Annotated in this window: 12 protein-coding genes and 1 pseudogene; 11 read left to right on the forward strand and 2 right to left on the reverse strand. The window is 51.4% G+C overall.

Features of this window, described 5'->3' with window-relative positions; translation table 11 throughout:
• The 11 genes and pseudogenes from HMPREF1548_RS30090 to HMPREF1548_RS19250 form a co-directional block, all read left to right on the forward strand.
• Positions 1–535 (forward strand): annotated as a pseudogene (locus HMPREF1548_RS30090) (hypothetical protein); the annotation flags it as partial.
• 244 nt (positions 536–779) lie between these two features.
• A complete protein-coding gene (glnA, locus tag HMPREF1548_RS19205) occupies positions 780–2,123 on the forward strand; it encodes a type I glutamate--ammonia ligase (RefSeq protein ID WP_035322982.1) in 1,344 nt (447 codons plus the stop codon).
• Between the two features lie 147 nt (positions 2,124–2,270).
• Complete coding sequence (locus HMPREF1548_RS19210; protein WP_035322985.1) at positions 2,271–2,816, forward strand: ANTAR domain-containing response regulator; 546 nt, start codon at positions 2,271–2,273, stop codon at positions 2,814–2,816.
• A 63-nt stretch (positions 2,817–2,879) separates the two neighbouring features.
• Positions 2,880–3,719, forward strand: coding sequence for a diaminopimelate epimerase (gene dapF / locus HMPREF1548_RS19215; RefSeq protein ID WP_353612057.1), 840 nt, complete (start codon positions 2,880–2,882; stop codon positions 3,717–3,719).
• A gap of 16 nt (positions 3,720–3,735) precedes the next feature.
• Positions 3,736–4,950, forward strand: a complete 1,215-nt coding sequence (locus HMPREF1548_RS19220; RefSeq protein ID WP_021638144.1) for an LL-diaminopimelate aminotransferase — start codon at positions 3,736–3,738, stop codon at positions 4,948–4,950.
• Positions 4,951–5,467: 517 nt separating this feature from the next.
• On the forward strand, positions 5,468–6,799 hold the full coding sequence (gene aspS, locus HMPREF1548_RS19225) for an aspartate--tRNA(Asn) ligase (RefSeq protein WP_035322986.1): 1,332 nt from the start codon (positions 5,468–5,470) through the stop codon (positions 6,797–6,799).
• A gap of 185 nt (positions 6,800–6,984) precedes the next feature.
• Complete coding sequence (gatC, locus tag HMPREF1548_RS19230; RefSeq protein WP_021638147.1) at positions 6,985–7,278, forward strand: Asp-tRNA(Asn)/Glu-tRNA(Gln) amidotransferase subunit GatC; 294 nt, start codon at positions 6,985–6,987, stop codon at positions 7,276–7,278.
• 100 nt (positions 7,279–7,378) lie between these two features.
• The gene (gatA, locus tag HMPREF1548_RS19235) at positions 7,379–8,947 is read left to right on the forward strand and encodes an Asp-tRNA(Asn)/Glu-tRNA(Gln) amidotransferase subunit GatA (RefSeq protein WP_021638148.1); all 1,569 of its coding nucleotides are present in this window, start codon (positions 7,379–7,381) and stop codon (positions 8,945–8,947) included.
• Positions 8,948–10,384, forward strand: a complete 1,437-nt coding sequence (gatB, locus tag HMPREF1548_RS19240; protein ID WP_021638149.1) for an Asp-tRNA(Asn)/Glu-tRNA(Gln) amidotransferase subunit GatB — start codon at positions 8,948–8,950, stop codon at positions 10,382–10,384. It begins immediately after the preceding gene.
• Positions 10,385–10,698: 314 nt separating this feature from the next.
• Positions 10,699–11,781: a GGDEF domain-containing protein gene (locus HMPREF1548_RS19245; RefSeq protein ID WP_021638150.1), complete on the forward strand. Its 1,083-nt coding sequence runs from the start codon at positions 10,699–10,701 to the stop codon at positions 11,779–11,781.
• 18 nt (positions 11,782–11,799) lie between these two features.
• Complete coding sequence (locus HMPREF1548_RS19250; protein ID WP_021638151.1) at positions 11,800–13,062, forward strand: AfsR/SARP family transcriptional regulator; 1,263 nt, start codon at positions 11,800–11,802, stop codon at positions 13,060–13,062.
• A 36-nt stretch (positions 13,063–13,098) separates the two neighbouring features.
• Here HMPREF1548_RS19250 and HMPREF1548_RS19255 read toward each other — a convergent pair whose 3' ends face one another.
• Together HMPREF1548_RS19255 and HMPREF1548_RS19260 are read right to left on the reverse strand one after the other, a co-directional pair.
• On the reverse strand, positions 13,099–15,024 hold the full coding sequence (locus HMPREF1548_RS19255; protein ID WP_021638152.1) for an ATP-binding protein: 1,926 nt from the start codon (positions 15,022–15,024) through the stop codon (positions 13,099–13,101).
• Positions 15,017–17,155: a hypothetical protein gene (locus HMPREF1548_RS19260; protein ID WP_021638153.1), complete on the reverse strand. Its 2,139-nt coding sequence runs from the start codon at positions 17,153–17,155 to the stop codon at positions 15,017–15,019. Before HMPREF1548_RS19260 ends, HMPREF1548_RS19255 begins: the two co-directional genes overlap by 8 nt.
• Positions 17,156–17,202: the final 47 nt, after the last annotated feature.

Consider the following 17,202-nt stretch of genomic DNA (forward strand, 5'->3'; position numbering starts at 1 on the left):
GCTTCTTTTGCAGACGTTGTTGGGGGCTTTGACGGAATATGGTGTTTTTGGGCTGGGGATTACGATTGTGTGTGCGGTGCGCAGGGAGAGTTTTCGCAGCTTTGGGCTGAAATGGGAGAAGCTGGGGGTGACGGTTTTGCTGTCGGCGTTGGCTTGTGCGCCGGCTTTTGTAAGTATGTTGTTCCGGAATGAGGTTCACAGTTATCTGCCTTTTCAGACGGTAAATTTTACGAAGCAGGTGCTGGAAGCGGGGTTTCCGGTCAGTTTGGTTGGAATGGTTATTATTGCGGCGAGCTGGGGCTTTTTTGAAGGGTTTTCTTATGTGGTGATCGCGGAACGGGTGAACCGGCTGTTTCCGGTCAGGCGTGTTTGGCTGAATGCGGGGCGGCGGCCGGCGGGGCGATATGTCTTGTGGTACATACGGTTTTGGGGCTGGCGCCGGAAACGTTTGTTGTGGGGCTGTGCGATTTCATTATTATTTATGGGATGCTGGCGGTCCGGGATTATACAGGGAATGCCTGGGGCTGTGTGCTGATTTATTTTTTCTTCTGGAATGCGTTAGCTTAGCGGTGAAACACGGCTGCGGAGAGTAAAAAAATGTTGACAAATCCGGGGATCTGCTGTTAGTATATGGAAGTAGGGCAACGGCGTTCTTACCAGTGGGGTAGGAGCGCCTTTTTTCGTTTGATGGGATATATGCAATAGTTCAAAAGGCTGAACTGTTACGAAGTGTTATCAATAAGCAAGGGGATTATTTTGCAGGGAAAGGAATGGTAGCTATGCAGTTAGCGGGAAAGAAGTATACGAAAGAAGATATCCTGAGGCTGGTGGAGGAGGAAGATGTGGAGTTTATCCGTTTGCAGTTTACGGATATGTTCGGCTGTCTGAAAAATATGGCCATTACCTCCAGCCAGCTGGAAAAGGCGCTGGATAACCGGTGTATGTTTGACGGTTCGGCGATAGATGGTTTTGTGAAAATAGAGGAATCGGATTTATTTCTGCATCCGGATTTGGATACGTTTGAGATTTTTCCGTGGAGGCCGCAGCAGGGGAAGGTGGCGCGGCTGATTTGTGATGTGTACCGGCCGGGAGATAAGCCTTTTGAGGGGGATCCCAGATATATTCTGAAGACAGCGCTGAAGGAAGCGGAGGAAATGGGATATACGTTTTATGTGGGGCCGGAATGTGAATTTTTTCTGTTCCATATGGATGAAAACGCCATGCCTACGACGATTACCCATGAACAGGCGGGGTATTTTGATCTGGGGCCGGTGGATCGGGGGGAAAATGCGAGAAGGGATATGGTGCTGACGCTTGAGGATATGGGGTTTGTTGTGGAAACCTCCCATCATGAGGCGGCCCCGGCACAGCATGAAATTGATTTTGAATATGATGAAGCGCTGGCGACTGCCGATAATATTATGACCTTTAAGCTTACGGTGAAAACCATTGCAAAAAGGCATGGGCTGCATGCTACCTTTATGCCGAAGCCGAAAGCGGAGGTGAACGGTTCCGGTATGCATATCAATATGTCTCTGTCCAGGGACGGAAGGAATATTTTTCAGGACGCCGGGGATGAAAACGGACTGAGCAGGGAAGCCTATTATTTTATCGGAGGAATCCTGAAGCATATCAGGGCAATTACGGCGATTACGAATCCGCTTGTGAATTCTTATAAAAGGCTGGTTCCGGGATTTGAGGCGCCGGTTTACATCGCGTGGAGCACGGCTAACAGAAGCCCTCTGCTGCGGATTCCGGCGGCGGGAAGCGAGAAAACCAGGATTGAACTGAGAAGTCCTGATCCGGCGGCCAATCCCTATCTGGCGCTGGCGGTATGTCTGCGGGCCGGATTGGAAGGTATCCGGGAAAAAACGGAGCCGCCAAAGAGCGTGAACTGCAATATTTTTGCCATGACAGAGGATGAGAAAAAACTGATGGGGATAGAGCGTCTTCCGGGTACCTTGATAGAGGCGGTTGAAGAGCTGGAGAAGGACGAATTTATCAGGGAAACATTGGGCGAGCATGTGGCGAACAAATATATTGAGGCCAAAAAGGAAGAGTGGAACAGGTACCGTGCGCAGGTAACGGACTGGGAGATTAATGAGTATTTGAACCGATTCTGAGTGAAGCTGCTTCATGGCCATACGGGCCATGTGCCGTAACGGGCGCTGCTTTATGGCCGTACGGGCCGTGTGCTGTAACGGGCGCTGCTTTATGGCCGTATGGGTCGTGTGCCGTATCGGGAGCTGCTTACAGATGGAGGTACTCATGTGACAAATATCATTGTGGTTTTACCGAAAATAGAGGATGCCAAAAGCATAAAGAATGTTCTTGTGCGCAGCGGCTTTTCAGTGATGGCGGCCTGCAGTACCGGCGCCCAGGCGCTGGGGGCTGCGGATGCTTTATCCGGCGGTATTGTTATCTGCAGCTATAAGCTGATAGATATGGCGTATTCGGAGCTATATGATTATCTTCCCCCGGGAATGGATATGCTCCTCCTGGCCTCCCCGGGATATTTAAGCGAGGTCAGCGTGAAGGATATTGTATGTCTTTCCATGCCCTTGAAGGTGCAGGAGCTGGTCAGCACGGTGGATATGATGTGTCAGTCCAGGGAAAGGCGGAGGAGAAGGCAGCGGCTTGCGCCCAGGGAACGGAGCAAGGAGGAGGAGGCGATTATCAAAGAGGCCAAGGCTTTGCTGATGGAGCGGAACCGGATGACGGAAGAGGAAGCGCACAGGTACATACAAAAGTGCAGTATGGACAGCGGCACCAACATGGTGGAGATGGCGAAAATGGTGCTGGTAACAAGGAATTGACAGGAGTGGCTGCAAAGGGACAGGGCAGTTATTTTTCAGGAAAGAAGGAAAAGATACATGAAGATAAATTTTACAAAAATGCAGGGCTGCGGAAATGATTATGTGTATATTAATGGTTTTACGGAAAAAATCCCGTTGGAAAAGAAGCCTGATTTTGTCAGGCGGATGAGCGACCGGCATTTCGGGATCGGAGGAGACGGCGTGATTTTTGTGAATCCGTCCAGTCTGGCGGATTTTGAAATGGAGATGTACAATTCGGACGGGACGCGGGCGGAGATGTGCGGGAACGGCATCCGGTGCGTGGCGAAGTTTGTGTATGACAAAGGGCTGACGGATAAGACGGAAATTACTGTTGAGAGCTTCGGACAGGTGAAGTATCTGCGGCTTTTTACGGAGAATGGCAGGGTGAAGCAGGTGCGTGTGGATATGGGGGAGCCTGTGCTAAGGGCAGAGGAGATCCCTGTTGTATGCGACGGTGAGCAGGCGGTGGCTGAAGCGATTGAGGTGGAGGGCAGGAGTTATGAAATGACCTGTGTTTCCATGGGAAATCCTCATGCGGTGGTGTACATGGAGGATGTGGCAGGTCTGGAAATTGAAAAGACAGGGCCTTTTTTTGAAAATCATCCCAGGTTCCCCAGAAGGGTGAATACGGAATTCGTGAAGGTTTTGGACAGGAATACGGTGGAAATGCGTGTCTGGGAGCGCGGCTCCGGGGAGACGCTGGCCTGCGGGACGGGCTGTTGCGCTGTGGCTGTGGCCTGCGTGTTAAATGGGCTGACGGAGAGACGGGTGACGGTTAAGGTCCTGGGAGGGAAACTGGAAATCGAGTGGGATGAAAAGAACAACCGGGTTTATATGACAGGGCCTGCGGAGACGGTGTTTGACGGCTGTGTGGAGGATTGAGAGGAGAAATTTTGATATGTACAGGATAAATGAAAATTATCTGAAGCTTCCGGGAAGTTATCTTTTTTCAACAATTGGAAAAAAGGTGAGTGCGTTTTCTGCGGCAAATCCGGACAAGAGGATCATCCGCTTAGGGATCGGGGATGTGACGCAGCCGCTGCCGGGCGCAGTGGTGGAGGCTTTGCACAGGGCTGTGGATGAGATGGCGGATGCGGATACGTTTCATGGGTATGCCCCGGATTTGGGGTATGAGTTTCTGCGGAAGGCCATTGCGGAAAATGATTTTCAGGCAAGGGGCTGCGCGGTTGAACCGGATGAGATTTTTGTTTCTGACGGGGCGAAGTCGGATTCTGCCAATATTCAGGAAATTTTTGCGGCGGACAGTAAAATTGCGGTGTGTGATCCGGTGTATCCTGTGTATGTGGATTCTAATGTGATGGCGGGCAGGACAGGGAGCTATGATAAGGAGTCGGAGGTCTGGAGCGATGTGATTTATATGCCGTGTACGGCGGAGAACGGGTTTGTCCCTGAGCTGCCGGAAAAGACGCCGGATTTGATTTATTTATGTTTCCCGAATAATCCTACGGGCTGTACGGTGACGAAGGATCAGCTGCAGGTATGGGTGGATTATGCGAACCGGGTGGGGGCGGTGATTATTTTTGACGCCGCTTATGAAGCGTATATTTCCCAGGAGGATGTGCCTCACAGTATTTATGAGTGTGAGGGGGCGAGGGGCTGTGCCATTGAGCTGCGTTCTTTTTCCAAGAATGCGGGCTTTACCGGCCTGCGCCTGGCTTATACGGTAGTGCCTAAGGATATGGTGTGCGGCGGGGTGTCTTTGCATTCGCTCTGGGCCAGGAGGCATGGGACGAAGTACAACGGCGCGCCTTATATCGTGCAGAGGGCCGGGGAGGCTGTTTATTCGGAGGAAGGGAAGGCGCAGATCCGCAGCATGGTGGACAGGTATATGAAAAATGCGCGTTATATTCTGGAGGGGCTGAAGAGCGCCGGGTATGAGGTGTACGGCGGGGTGAATTCTCCTTATGTGTGGATGAAGACGCCGGGGCAGATGGGGAGCTGGGAGTTTTTTGATTATTTGCTGGAACGGGCGAATGTGGTCGGGACGCCGGGAGCGGGGTTCGGGCCGAGCGGGGAAGGGTATTTCAGGCTGACGGCGTTTGGGTCGTATGAGAATACGGTGGAGGCTGTGGAGAGGATTAAAGAGATATAAAGAGGGATTAAGGAAAGTATTGATTTTGGGGATGGGTTGTGGTATGATGTGAAACAATTTATAGTAATGGCATTGAACGGGACTCTTGTCAGGGGAAGCGACAGGAATGCGGCGTCACCGACTGAGAGCGCTGCTTGTGTAAGCTGACAAAGGGAACACCCGGGAGCCGGTTATTTGAAATTTCGTGAGAAACGTAGGGTAATCCGTGTAACACGCGTTAAGTGTAAGAGTGGGTAAGGCGGTAAAACACTTTGTTGGAAGTGGCGTCTTATCAATGCGGGTGGTACCGCGGATCCGTTTGGAGTCCGTCCCGGAATGCAGATTGTATGCATTCCGGGATTTTTTTATTCCCGCGAGCAACGAGCCAAGTAGCCATGCTTGCATGGATATTTAGCGACTGCCAGGAGGGAGTTGAAGGCAGAGAGACTCAGGAAATAAAAGGTTACGGGTTTCTTTAAAATGGTTCCGCCCCGCAGTGGAACTTGCAGACCAGCCACAGAAAAAGGAGACCAAAGTTATGGAATTTTTGACAGGAGTGAAGCAGAAAGAGGTATTGGAAATCGGAGATCTTCTCTTACCGGAGATGGTGGGAAGGGAGGTAAAGGTGAATGGGGCTGTCCATGCCATACGTGATATGGGGACGATAGCCTTTGTCGTCCTTCGGAAAAGGGAAGGGCTGGTGCAGTGTGTGTATGAACCGGGTAAGGCGGATTTTTCCTTAAAGGAGCTGAGAGAGGGCGGCGCGGTGGAGGTTTCAGGCGTCCTGGCGGCTTCGGAAAAGGCTCCGGGCGGTGTGGAAATCAGGATGAGGGCGGTGGTTATCCTTTCGGAGCCTGTGCAGGCGATGCCGATTCCCATTTCCAAGTGGAAAATGAATATTTCCCTGGAAACCAGCCTGGATCTGCGTCCTGTCTCTTTGAGGAATATCCGGGAACGGGCGAAATTCCGTATTCAGGATGGGATTGTGAGGGGCTTTCGTGATTTCCTTGTCACACAGGGATTTACGGAAATCCACACTCCTAAAATCGGAGCCAGGGGCGCTGAGGGAGGAGCAAATATTTTCCGCCTGGATTATTTCCACAGGCCGGCGGTGCTCGCCCAGAGCCCTCAGTTTTATAAACAGATGATGGTGGGCGTATTTGACAGGGTTTTTGAGACCGCTCCGGTGTTCCGGGCAGAGAAGCATAACACAAAGCGTCATTTGAATGAATACACCTCCCTGGATTTTGAAATGGGCTACATTGACGGTTTTGAAGATATTATGGCTATGGAAACCGGGGTCCTGCAGAACATTATGGGGCTTTTGAAAAAGGAATACGGCAGGGAGCTGGCCATTTTGGATATCGAACTCCCGGACACTGAGAAAATCCCCTGCGTCCGGTTTGACGAAGCAAAAAGGCTTGCGAGTGAAAAATACGGCAGGCCCATCCGCAACCCGTACGATCTGGAGCCGGAGGAGGAATCGCTTATCGGCAGGTATTTTAAAGAGGAGTATGGAAGCGATTTCGTATTTGTCACCCATTATCCCAGCAAAAAGCGTCCCTTTTACGCGATGGATGATCCCGGGGATCCTGCTTTTACGCTGAGCTTTGACTGCCTGTTTAAAGGGATGGAGATTACCACCGGAGGGCAGCGGATCCATGATTACCATATGCTGCTTGAAAAAATGGCGAAACGGGGCATGACGGAGGAGGGAATGGAGCACTATCTGATGGCCTTCAAATATGGAATGCCGCCCCACGGCGGCCTGGGAATCGGCCTGGAAAGGCTCACCATGAAGCTCGTGGGAGAAGACAACGTCCGCGAAACCACACTGTTTCCCCGTGATTTGAGCCGTTTGGAACCTTAGGGCAGTGAAGAAGTAAAATCGGCTCAAATCACGTGGGATTCTGAGCCGCTTGGAACCGTGAGGCAGTGAAGAAGTAAAATCGACCCAAATCACGTGGGATTCTGAGCCGCTTGGAACCATAAGAAACTGTCCGGCAGGCCTGCACATTTACTGCGCAGGCCATACAAAAAAAGGAGGAGAACAACATGGCAAACGTAATAACAGATGCCACCATCGACTACGTAGGCATTCTGGCAAAGCTGGAGCTTACAGGGGAAGAGAAGGAACAGGCCAAGGCCGACATGGGCCGGATGCTGGATTATATAGATAAACTGAATGAACTGGACACGGAAGGCGTGGAGCCCATGAGCCATATATCTGCCGCTGCCAATGTATTCCGGGAGGATGTGGTAACAAACGGCGACGACAGGGAACAGATACTGAAAAATGCGCCGGGATGCAAAGACGGGATGTTTAAGGTCCCCCGTACGGTGGATTAGTTCATAAACGAAACCATGCGTCATGCAGGAAGCCCTGAGTCAGGCGGAAAGAGGTAACCGTTTGGCCGAAGGCTGAACTGTTGCGGAAAGAGAGGCAATTATGAGTCTTATGGAATTTTCGGCCGTACAGCTGGCCGGTAAAATAAAGAAAAAAGAATGTACCTGCCGGGAAGCCGTGAAAGAAGCATTCCGGCAGATAGAAGAAAAGGAGGCAAAGTTTCATTGCTATATCAGCCTGGATAAGGAACGTGCCCTGAAGCGGGCGGAACAGGTGCAGGCAGCAATTGATGCCGGGGAGCTGGCCGGGCCGCTGGCAGGCGTGCCGATAGCCGTCAAGGATAACATCTGCACAAAGGATGTTAAAACAACCTGTGCATCCCGCATCCTTTCCAATTTTGTCCCGTCCTACAGCGCAGAAGCTGTGGTGAGGCTGGAGCGGGCAGGGGCTATTATCCTGGGAAAAACCAACATGGATGAATTCGCCATGGGCTCCACAACGGAAACCTCCGCCTTCGGAGTGACCGGGAATCCGTGGAACCCGGGGCATGTGCCAGGAGGCTCCTCAGGCGGTTCCGCGGCTGCGGTAGCGGCGGGAGAATGCTTTGCCGCACTGGGCAGCGACACCGGAGGCTCCATCCGCCAGCCGGCCGGTTTCTGCGGCGTGGTGGGAATGAAGCCCACCTACGGAACTGTTTCCCGTTACGGACTGGTTGCCTATGGCTCTTCGCTTGATCAGATAGGGCCGCTGTGCAGGGATGTGGCGGACTGCGCGGCAATACTGGAGGTGATCGCAGGACATGACAGCAAGGATTCCACCTCCGTGGATTTTGCTGCCGCAGGGGAAAAAACGGATTTTACCTCCGCGCTGAAGGACAACGTGAGTGGAATGCGAATCGGCATTCCCCGGGATTATTTCGGAGAAGGGCTGCATCCGGAGGTACGGAAGGCCGTCCTGGAGGCAGCGGAGCTTTTGAAGGATAAAGGGGCCGAAGTGGAGGAATTTGATCTTCCTTTGGTGGAATACGCAATTCCCGCTTATTATACTATCGCTTCCGCGGAGGCCAGCTCTAACCTGGAACGTTTTGACGGTATTAAATACGGATACCGCGCCAGTGAATACGAAGGACTGCATCAGATGTATAAAAGAACCCGCTCTGAAGGCTTCGGCCCGGAGGTGAAGCGCCGTATCATGCTTGGCTCCTTTGTATTAAGCTCCGGCTATTATGATGCTTATTATCTGAAAGCCCTCCGTGTCAAAGCGCTGATAAAAAAAGCCTTTGACGAAGCCTTTGCCCGTTATGACTGCCTGTTGGGACCGGTGGCTCCCACGACAGCGCCGGGGTTGGGAGAGAGCCTGACGGATCCGATACGGATGTATCTGGGAGATATCTATACGATTTCCGCCAATCTGGCGGGACTTCCCGGAATCTGCCTGCCCTGCGGCCTGGACAGCCGGGGGCTTCCCATCGGCCTGCAGCTGGTTGGTGACTGCTTCCAGGAGAAAAAACTGATTCAGGCGGCCTTTTCCTATGAGCAGGCCAGAGGCCGTTTCCCGGACTGTCCGTGCCGGGCAGAAGAGACGGCAGTACCAGAACCAGCAGTGCCAGAACCAGCGGCAGCTGGCAGCAAAGCCGGCGGAACGGATTCTGATGAAAGGAGGCGCGGATAAATGGCAAAGCAATACGAAACAGTAATCGGCCTTGAGGTTCATGTAGAACTGGCAACCCGGACCAAAATCTTCTGCGGCTGCTCCACTGCTTTCGGCGGAGCGCCCAATACCCATACCTGTCCCGTCTGTACCGGAATGCCGGGCTCCCTTCCCGTACTGAATAAGCAGGTGGTGGAATATGCCATGGCTGTTGGCCTTGCTACCGGCTGTTCCATTACCAGGTTCTGCAGATTTGACCGGAAGAACTATTTTTACCCCGACAATCCGCAGAACTATCAGATTTCCCAGCTCTACCTCCCCATCTGCCAGAACGGCTGCGTGGAAATCGAAACGCCTGCCGGGAGGAAGAAAATAGGAATTCATGAAATCCACATGGAGGAGGATGCGGGAAAGCTGATACATGATGAATGGGAGGATATTTCCCTGGTGGATTATAACAGATCCGGCGTCCCACTGATTGAAATCGTATCCGAGCCGGATATGCGAAGCGCCGATGAGGTGATTGCTTATCTGGAAAAGCTGAGGCTCATTATTCAGTACCTTGGTGCCTCAGACTGCAAGCTGCAGGAGGGCAGTATGCGCGCCGATGTCAACCTTTCCGTGAGGGAAGCGGGCGTACGGCAGCTGGGGATCCGGACGGAGATGAAGAACCTGAACTCCTTCAAAGCCATTTCCCGCGCAATAGAAGGGGAACGGCAGCGCCAGATCGAACTGCTGGAGGAGGGAAAAAAGGTAATCCAGGAAACCAGACGGTGGGATGACAACAAGGAAGCTTCCCATGCCATGCGTTCCAAAGAGGATGCCCGGGATTACCGCTATTTTCCGGATCCGGATCTCCCGCCCATATATATCGGGGAGGATTGGCTGGAGGCTGTCCGCCGGAAGCTGCCAGAATTCCGGACGGAAAAAATGAGCCGCTACAGGCAGGAATATGAGCTGCCTGATTATGATATCGAAATTATCACAGGATCCAAACCGCTGGCGGATCTTTTTGAAGAAACCACGAAGCTGTGCGGACAGCCCAAAAAGGTGAGCAACTGGATTATGGGGGAAACACTGCGGCTGCTTAAGGAAAAAGGTGAGGAGCCGGAGGATATCCGTTTTTCCCCGGCTAATCTGGCGAAGCTGATAGAGCTGACGGAAAGGAAGGAAATCAACGGCAGCGTGGCGAAGAAGATTTTTTCTGTGATGTTTGAAGAGGACGTGGAGCCGGAAGCTTATGCCCTGCGTCACGGATTAAAAACGGTGAATGACGAAGGCCTGCTGCGCAGCACAATTGAAAGCGTCATTGCAGACAACCCGCAGTCGGCTGCGGACTTCCGAAACGGCAGGAAAAAGGCGGCCGGCTTCCTGGTAGGACAGACGATGAAAGCCATGAAGGGCAAAGCTGACCCGGCTTTGGTAAATGAAATGGTAAGGGAAATTCTGCAGGGTTAAAAACCATTTTTTTCAGAATGAACCAATATTTTATCAGATAAAAATATGACCGGATGGAACCTGAGTTCTATCCGGTCATACAGATCTTTCCCCGTATTTTGCAGGGAAAGCCAGGCGGTCCGGAAGTTTTAAACGTTACAAACAGAGAAAAAATGTTTTAAAAAGCGTGCAAGCGTTATATTGTTTTTGCCATTTAGACACAAAAATTGCCGTTCGCGCACCAAAACTTGATTTATTGCAACTACTGTGATATTTTTAAATTAACCAGTTTTTGATGGCCGGGATATGTCTTTTCGGCATGAAGGAGGAACCTTATGGGTATTGGCCTGATGGAAAAGGAAATACTGGAGCTTCAGGAAGAAAACTCCCGGCTGAAAATGTTGAGTGAGGCCGACGGCCTGACCGGACTGTACAATCGAACAACTGCTGAAAATATCATTATTGAACGGCTGAAAAAAAATGAGGGCGGCAATTTGATGGTGGTGGATGTAGACGGTTTTAAAAGGATCAATGACAGGTACGGTCATCTGTTCGGAGACGAAGTATTGAAGGGCCTGACGGCTTTGATGAAGGAGATATTTCCGCCGGAGAATGTGGTGGGAAGGTTCGGCGGAGACGAGTTCATTATTTTTACGGCAAGGGAATGCACGCTGCAGGAGGCAATGCAAAAGGGCAAAGAATTAATCCGGCGAATGCAGCTGATGGGTGATAAAATGGGAGTGGAGGGGCGGCTTTCCGCCACCATTGGCGTTGTCGGCTGCAGGCAGAAGGATAACTACACCTCTGCTTTTGACCATGCAGATTATGCCTTGTTCCAGGGAAAGAAGAAGGGTAAGGCAGCGGTATGCAGTTATGATGAGGAGCATGGAAAACCGGAAATCATTTCCGCAGCGGTAAAGAACCATACGGAGGATACCGGAATTGATCTTGATATGGAGTTGATCTGGATGGAACTGAGAGAAAAGACGTCGCCGCAGGGCGCGTATTGCCAGGATTTTGCAACCTTTAAGCAGCTGTACCGTTTTGTGGAAAGAGGTTTGATGCGTCTGCCCATCAGTGCCTATACAGTTCTGCTGACGCTGGTGGATGACAGGAAGCAGTTCGTTACACTGCAGGATCGGGAATACCTGATGGAAAAGCTGGGGGGGACAATCTGCGCCTCACTGCGCAGCGGAGATGTCTACACCCGGTACAGCAGCTGCCAGTACCTGCTCATGGTAATAGGGGCCAGCCTGGAAAACGCCTGGAAGGTGGTGGAGCGCATCAGGAGTAACTATGACTGCATTACAGAAAAGTACTCCGTGTATATTGGAGCCAATGTCAGGCCCCTGCTGTGTGCGGGCAGAGGAATTACGGAAATGCAGCGGAAAAGAAATGAAAAGCAAACAGGAGAATGAATGGGGTAAAACAGAGAAATGAACAGAAAATCGGTTGATAAGACAATTTTACAGGTAAATATGCTGGGCGGCTTCTCTCTGGTTTACGGGAAAAAGCCGTTGCCTAATAATTATTCCGGAACATCCAAAATGATGCAGCTGTTTCAGATTCTTTTGTATGCTGGCAGAGAAGGAATTCCCCGGGCGGAGCTGATTGAAAGGCTGTACGGCAGGGAGGAGCTGGAGGATGCCGGAGCTACGCTGCGTGTGAATATTTACCGTCTGCGTAAATATATCCAGAAGCTGAACTGCTTTGAGAATACGGATTGTATCTGGTTCCAGGAAGGGTTATACCGCTGGAATTACTGCGCGGTTCCGCTGGAACGGGATACGGACAGGTTCCGCCTTACAGCTGAAGAAGCGCTTCAGGAGACGGATCCTGACAAGAAAGCGGAGCTGCTTAAGGAAGCCTGCAGAATGTACCGGGGGGAATTCCTTCCGGAGCTGGCCGGCGAGGAGTGGGTTGCCATCGAAAGCTGCAAGTACCAGAAGCTGTACGTGGACTGCATCAATGAGGCTTCCGCTCTGCTGCGGGAAAGACAGGAGTACGAAGAACTTCTGGAACTTAGTGCTCAGGCCTGCGGAATTTACTTTTTCGAGGAATATTATCTGATGCAGATAGACTGTCTGATGGCTCTGGGAAGATATAAGGAGGCCATGGAAATCTATGAGACGGCGGCGGCCTTCTACTTTGAGGAGCTGGGGCTGGAGCCTTCGGAGGAAATGCTGGAAAGATTCCGGCAGATGCGGGAGAAGATTCATTACAATGCTTCGGTAATTACCGATATCAAGCAGGGACTTCAGGAAAGTGAAGAGAAAAACGGCGCTTACTTCTGCAGCTATCCTGGTTTTGTGGACTGCTACCATATTGTTTGCCGTATGGCGGAAAGAAGCGGGCAGCCGGCTTTCCTGATGCTCTGTACCCTGGTGGACGGGGAAGGCATGCCGCTGACAGAGGATGCCAGGCTGGACAGATATATGGATAAGCTGAAAAGCGCGATCCGCTCTGCACTGCGCAGGGGAGATTCCTTTACCCGCTACGGAAACAACCAGTTTCTCGTTCTTCTTGTGGGAATCAGGCAGGAGAACTGCGAGATTACCCAGAGCCGTGTTTCCAACTGCTTTTTAAGCTATGGGTTTAGAGGAAAAATATCCATCCGCTATGAGGTGTACCCGGCGGCAGAGGAGAATGAAACGGCCGGAGAGCTGCTGTTTGGCCAGTCTCCGGACTGGCAGCAATGATTCCTGCCGGGGCGGATAAGGGCCGCAGCGGCCGTTTCAGGTAGACTGTGCGTTTCCGGCGGGCAGAGGCAGGATGACGGATACACGGAAGCTCTGATCTGTTTGGTCGAATTCCACCAGCCCGTCATACTGGCTGACAACATTCCGCACGGACTGTGTTCCAAGACCGTATTTTCCGTTTTTTGAAGAAATAAATTTTCCTTTTTTAATCAGAGGAGGGCTGGTGCAGCTGTTTTCCAGTTGCACATACAGCTTTCCTTTTTTATATTTTCCACGTACAGTGATGTACTGATTTGTTTTTTCCCGGCAGCAGGCCTCCCAGGCATTTTCCAGCAGATTGCCGAAGAGGATGGAAAGCTCGGTGTCTGAAACCGGCAGATCCGGAGGAAGCTCCATCTTAGCCTCAAAAGCGATTCCCTGGCGGTCGCAAAGGTTTTTATAGTACTGCAGAATAGCGTCAATGACCAGGTTGGAGCAGAGGATGGCGCGTTCCTGCCCCATGGTGGTAAGGATATAAGTCTCCAGATAGTCCATGGCTTTCCGGGTTTCGCCCGCACTTAAAAAAGAATACAGCGTGCGGAGATGGTGACGTTGATCATGACGCTGCTTGGCGGATTCCTCGATTTTTTCAGTCAGCTCCAGATAGTGCGCCTTCTGTATGGCAACCTGTTTTGTGAGCTGGCGCTTTTCTTCCGCAAAGGTGAGGCGGAACTGATAGGAGAGCGTGAAATCCTTCCACAGCGTATAGCCTATGGCGCCTACCAGAATCAGGCCTCCGTATTCGGGAAACCATTTTCCCAGGATTGGTTCATAATAGGGCATCAGCAGGTCAGAGAGCAGGGAAGCGGCGAAAATGGTGGTACAGGTCAGAAGCAGCCAGGAATCTGTTTCTCCGTAATATACTGTGGAGGCCGCATGCCACAGCAGATACAGTGCGGTCAGGATTTTGACGGCAAAGGACACCCGGGAAAAAATTATATGAAGTATTTCCTGATGGGGCGGAAACAGGCAGTAAAGAATGACCGCAGCGCAGAACAGGGAAAGCAGTAGCAGCATGGCGGAGTAAAGGCGGGGCTTTTTCCCCGGCAGATATCGCTGCAGGATGATAATCAGCAGATACATGCCGTAGATGCACAGAAGCTCCAGCATATACCAGGGCTGGAGGCTTATGGTGAAATAGGTATAAAGCAGGGGATAGCTGGTATACCCGGCCAGACACAGGCACAGAAGCGCGAAAATAACCGTGATGGACTGCTTTGCCATCAGGCTGAAGTACAGGGAAAGCAGCCCGCACAAAACCGTGCAGATCAGGGCGGACAGAGCGATGAGCAGCCGGATATTCAACAGCCGGCTCACCGCATAGGGCTCTCCCAACAACGGAGGATAGGTCAGTCCGCTGTAAAAATGGGAGTAGTTGGTAACCTGCAGCAGCAGCTCCGTAACTCCTGATGCAGTGAAGGAAACAGTACGGTTTCCGATACGGGCAAGATAATTATCCGGATCCGGATCCCCAAGCTGGAGTATTTTTTCTCCCCCAATATAAAGGGAATAAGAAGAAAAAATTTCAGGAAGCGCCAGCGTATAGGAACGGGGCGTACCGGGCAGCGACAGGAGCAGGCGGTAGGTAGCGCTGCCTCTGGTGCTGCGTGCAGGGTTATCCATGCTGAAGTTATTGTATTCGCCGATGGTTATGTAGCGCATATAAATATCCGGCGTTTTTCCTTTAAAATCCTCGGGGGTCAGCAGCACATCAGGATAAAACTGCCACTGCCTGGTAAGAAAATATAGCTGTCTTCCGGCCAGATCCTCTTCGGAAAGACAGAGCATCCCGCTGACAGGCTGCAGCCCTTTGGCCGTATATTTATTATCATACCAGTAAAGGAAGTGAAGGCAGACAAAAAAGCAGGCCAGTGTAATCATAATCAGAGAAGCTATTTTCAGAAGTTTTCCGGAATTACTCATATCTGCCGCCCCCCTTTTTACGTACTATAAAAGTGACCGCGGCTAACAGGAACAGGACTGCGGCAGCGATGAAAAGAAGTCGGATAAATACAGCCCGGCGTGACGGTTCCTCTGATTCTTCGCGGACAGGAACGTCTTCTTTTTCAAGTCTGTAATCACCTGTTTTGGTGACAGTGAAGGAGAGAAATCCGTCCTTTGCGGCAAGCCCTTCGCTGACGCAGCCGGTTTCATGCATAAGCCTGTAGGAAGAAACCGTGTCTTCTATCGGCAGCATGATATGGGAAGCGGGAAGCTCTGTCAGCTCTTTCCCGTCCACGGACAGAACAATACGGAAGGTTTCCTCCGAAGGCCGGAGTAAGGTTACCGAAAACAGGGAATCATCTTCAGGGATTTGTTCTTCCAGCCAGCTGGAAGGGAGCCGCAGAAGTATGCCGTTATGTTCAAAGGGAATGAAGTCGGGATAGGATCCGGACAGGATTTTCAGCCTGGCTGCGGAGAGGACAGTGGTATCCCTGGTAACGGTTTCCCGGATTTCCTGGCGGGAGTTATTTTCCGATGGAGACTCCGTTTCCTGTTGGAAGGCGGAATCATGAGGGGAGACGGAGGGTTCATTTTTATCTGAAGACGGTTGTCCGGAGGAAATAGAAGCATTCGCTGGCCGTCCCTCAGGGCTTTCCGTCTCTACAGGCAGTTCTGTGGCAGGCTCCTGTATATCCTGAGGGGCCATGAAGAAAGGCTCTGTCTCAGGAACAGCGGCGGAACCGGAGGCGGTATCCTGAGCGGGCGGAGTGTCCGGTATATCTGGAGCCGGCTGGGTAATAGGCGGCTTTGTCTGCTGTTCGCTGTCTCCGCCGTCACGGTTCCCGTCCACATAGGTGACAGTAGGAGATTCGCCGTCATCAAGGATATGCAGGATATTGGATTCCCGGCCTTTGTAGTATATCTTAAAGTAATAATGAGTGTATGGATCCAAAGCATCCCGGTACACACAGAAATGAGAGGGGAAAAAGTCAAACAGGCTGTTGTCCGTACAGGGAATAAAGTGGGAATTTTCCAGCTCCGTATCCGTCAGCTCTTTTTCACTTGTCAGATAATAGGGAATGATGGAGGCCTCTTCCAGCGGCTCAAGCCAGTCTCCGGCAAAGCGGATATCAATGTATTGGACATACAGGCACAAAGTCCCCGGGGCCCTTACATAAATGGTTTTGCTGCAGGTCTCCAGGGAGGGATCCAGGCTGTACTCCTGTTGATATGTTTCCGGAAGGGTGAGCTGGACATGCGCCGTATAGGTTCCGGGCCGGCTGATATCTACCGCGCTGTAGTCCCAATGGGTATCCAGCATGACAGCAGAAGAATAATCTTCGGTAAATGTCAGCGCATATTCCGGAAGGCTTTCCAGGTCATACGAATAATAAGAGGAATTCACTTCATAAAGGGCGGGCTGCAGATAATAGGAAAAATCAGCATCGTTAAGCCTAGTGAGCAGCTTCTTTTCCCCATTTTCCAGGATAGATATGGGAATGACGGGGACAGGCGGAATAAAGCCGTCTTTCCATTGGCAGCCATTTGGGAGGATCAAAGTTCCCTTTACCTGATAAGTACCCGGTACGGTGCTGTCAAGGCTTTCCGGTGAAAGCGGCATTCCGCCATCGCCATCCTGTGCTGTGCCGGTATATACGGTCCACTCTGCATAGAGGGAAAACGATTTATAGATATTAAACGGCTCGGTCCATCCGATATAGAACGTAAAATTCTTAATGGTATCAATCAGTTCGGAGGTATCCTCCCCATAGTTCAGGGTGTAGGCGGCAAAGGAATCATAATTTCCGCCGGAATCATAGGAGCATAAAATTTTCCCGTCCAGGCCATCCAGTCCATCCAGGCCGCAGGCAGTTTCGGTTTCCGGCGGTTGTGTATCGGGTTCCTGGAAAATTGCCATATTTTTCGGAGGCGGAACTGTTTCGGCAGTTTCCGGCTCAGATTCGGACTCATCCTCCTGCATTACTGAATTTTCGGAAATCTGTTTGCTGTATCCGTCAGCAGGAGCAGACGGTTCCGAAGCATGGATATGCAGTGAAAAAAGAAGAATGAAAATAAATGCCGCCATAGCAGGCATGAAATATTTTTTCATAAATAAAGTCTCCCTGATTTGAGCAGTTCCGCCCTCGCGCTGGCCTG

It is taken from the genome of Clostridium sp. KLE 1755, assembly GCF_000466465.2.
Lineage (GTDB): Bacteria > Bacillota > Clostridia > Lachnospirales > Lachnospiraceae > Eisenbergiella > Eisenbergiella porci.

Excerpts from the sequence above, each read along its gene's own strand:
- glnA (WP_035322982.1), top strand. The coding sequence starts at position 780 with ATGCAGTTAGCGGGAAAGAAGTATACGAAAGAAGATATCCTGAGGCTG.
- HMPREF1548_RS19220 (WP_021638144.1), top strand. The coding sequence starts at position 3,736 with ATGTACAGGATAAATGAAAATTATCTGAAGCTTCCGGGAAGTTATCTT.
- aspS (WP_035322986.1), top strand. The coding sequence starts at position 5,468 with ATGGAATTTTTGACAGGAGTGAAGCAGAAAGAGGTATTGGAAATCGGA.
- gatC (WP_021638147.1), top strand. The coding sequence starts at position 6,985 with ATGGCAAACGTAATAACAGATGCCACCATCGACTACGTAGGCATTCTG.
- gatA (WP_021638148.1), top strand. The coding sequence starts at position 7,379 with ATGAGTCTTATGGAATTTTCGGCCGTACAGCTGGCCGGTAAAATAAAG.
- gatB (WP_021638149.1), top strand. The coding sequence starts at position 8,948 with ATGGCAAAGCAATACGAAACAGTAATCGGCCTTGAGGTTCATGTAGAA.
- HMPREF1548_RS19245 (WP_021638150.1), top strand. The coding sequence starts at position 10,699 with ATGGGTATTGGCCTGATGGAAAAGGAAATACTGGAGCTTCAGGAAGAA.
- HMPREF1548_RS19250 (WP_021638151.1), top strand. The coding sequence starts at position 11,800 with ATGAACAGAAAATCGGTTGATAAGACAATTTTACAGGTAAATATGCTG.
- HMPREF1548_RS19255 (WP_021638152.1), bottom strand. The coding sequence starts at position 15,024 with ATGAGTAATTCCGGAAAACTTCTGAAAATAGCTTCTCTGATTATGATT.
- HMPREF1548_RS19260 (WP_021638153.1), bottom strand. The coding sequence starts at position 17,155 with ATGAAAAAATATTTCATGCCTGCTATGGCGGCATTTATTTTCATTCTT.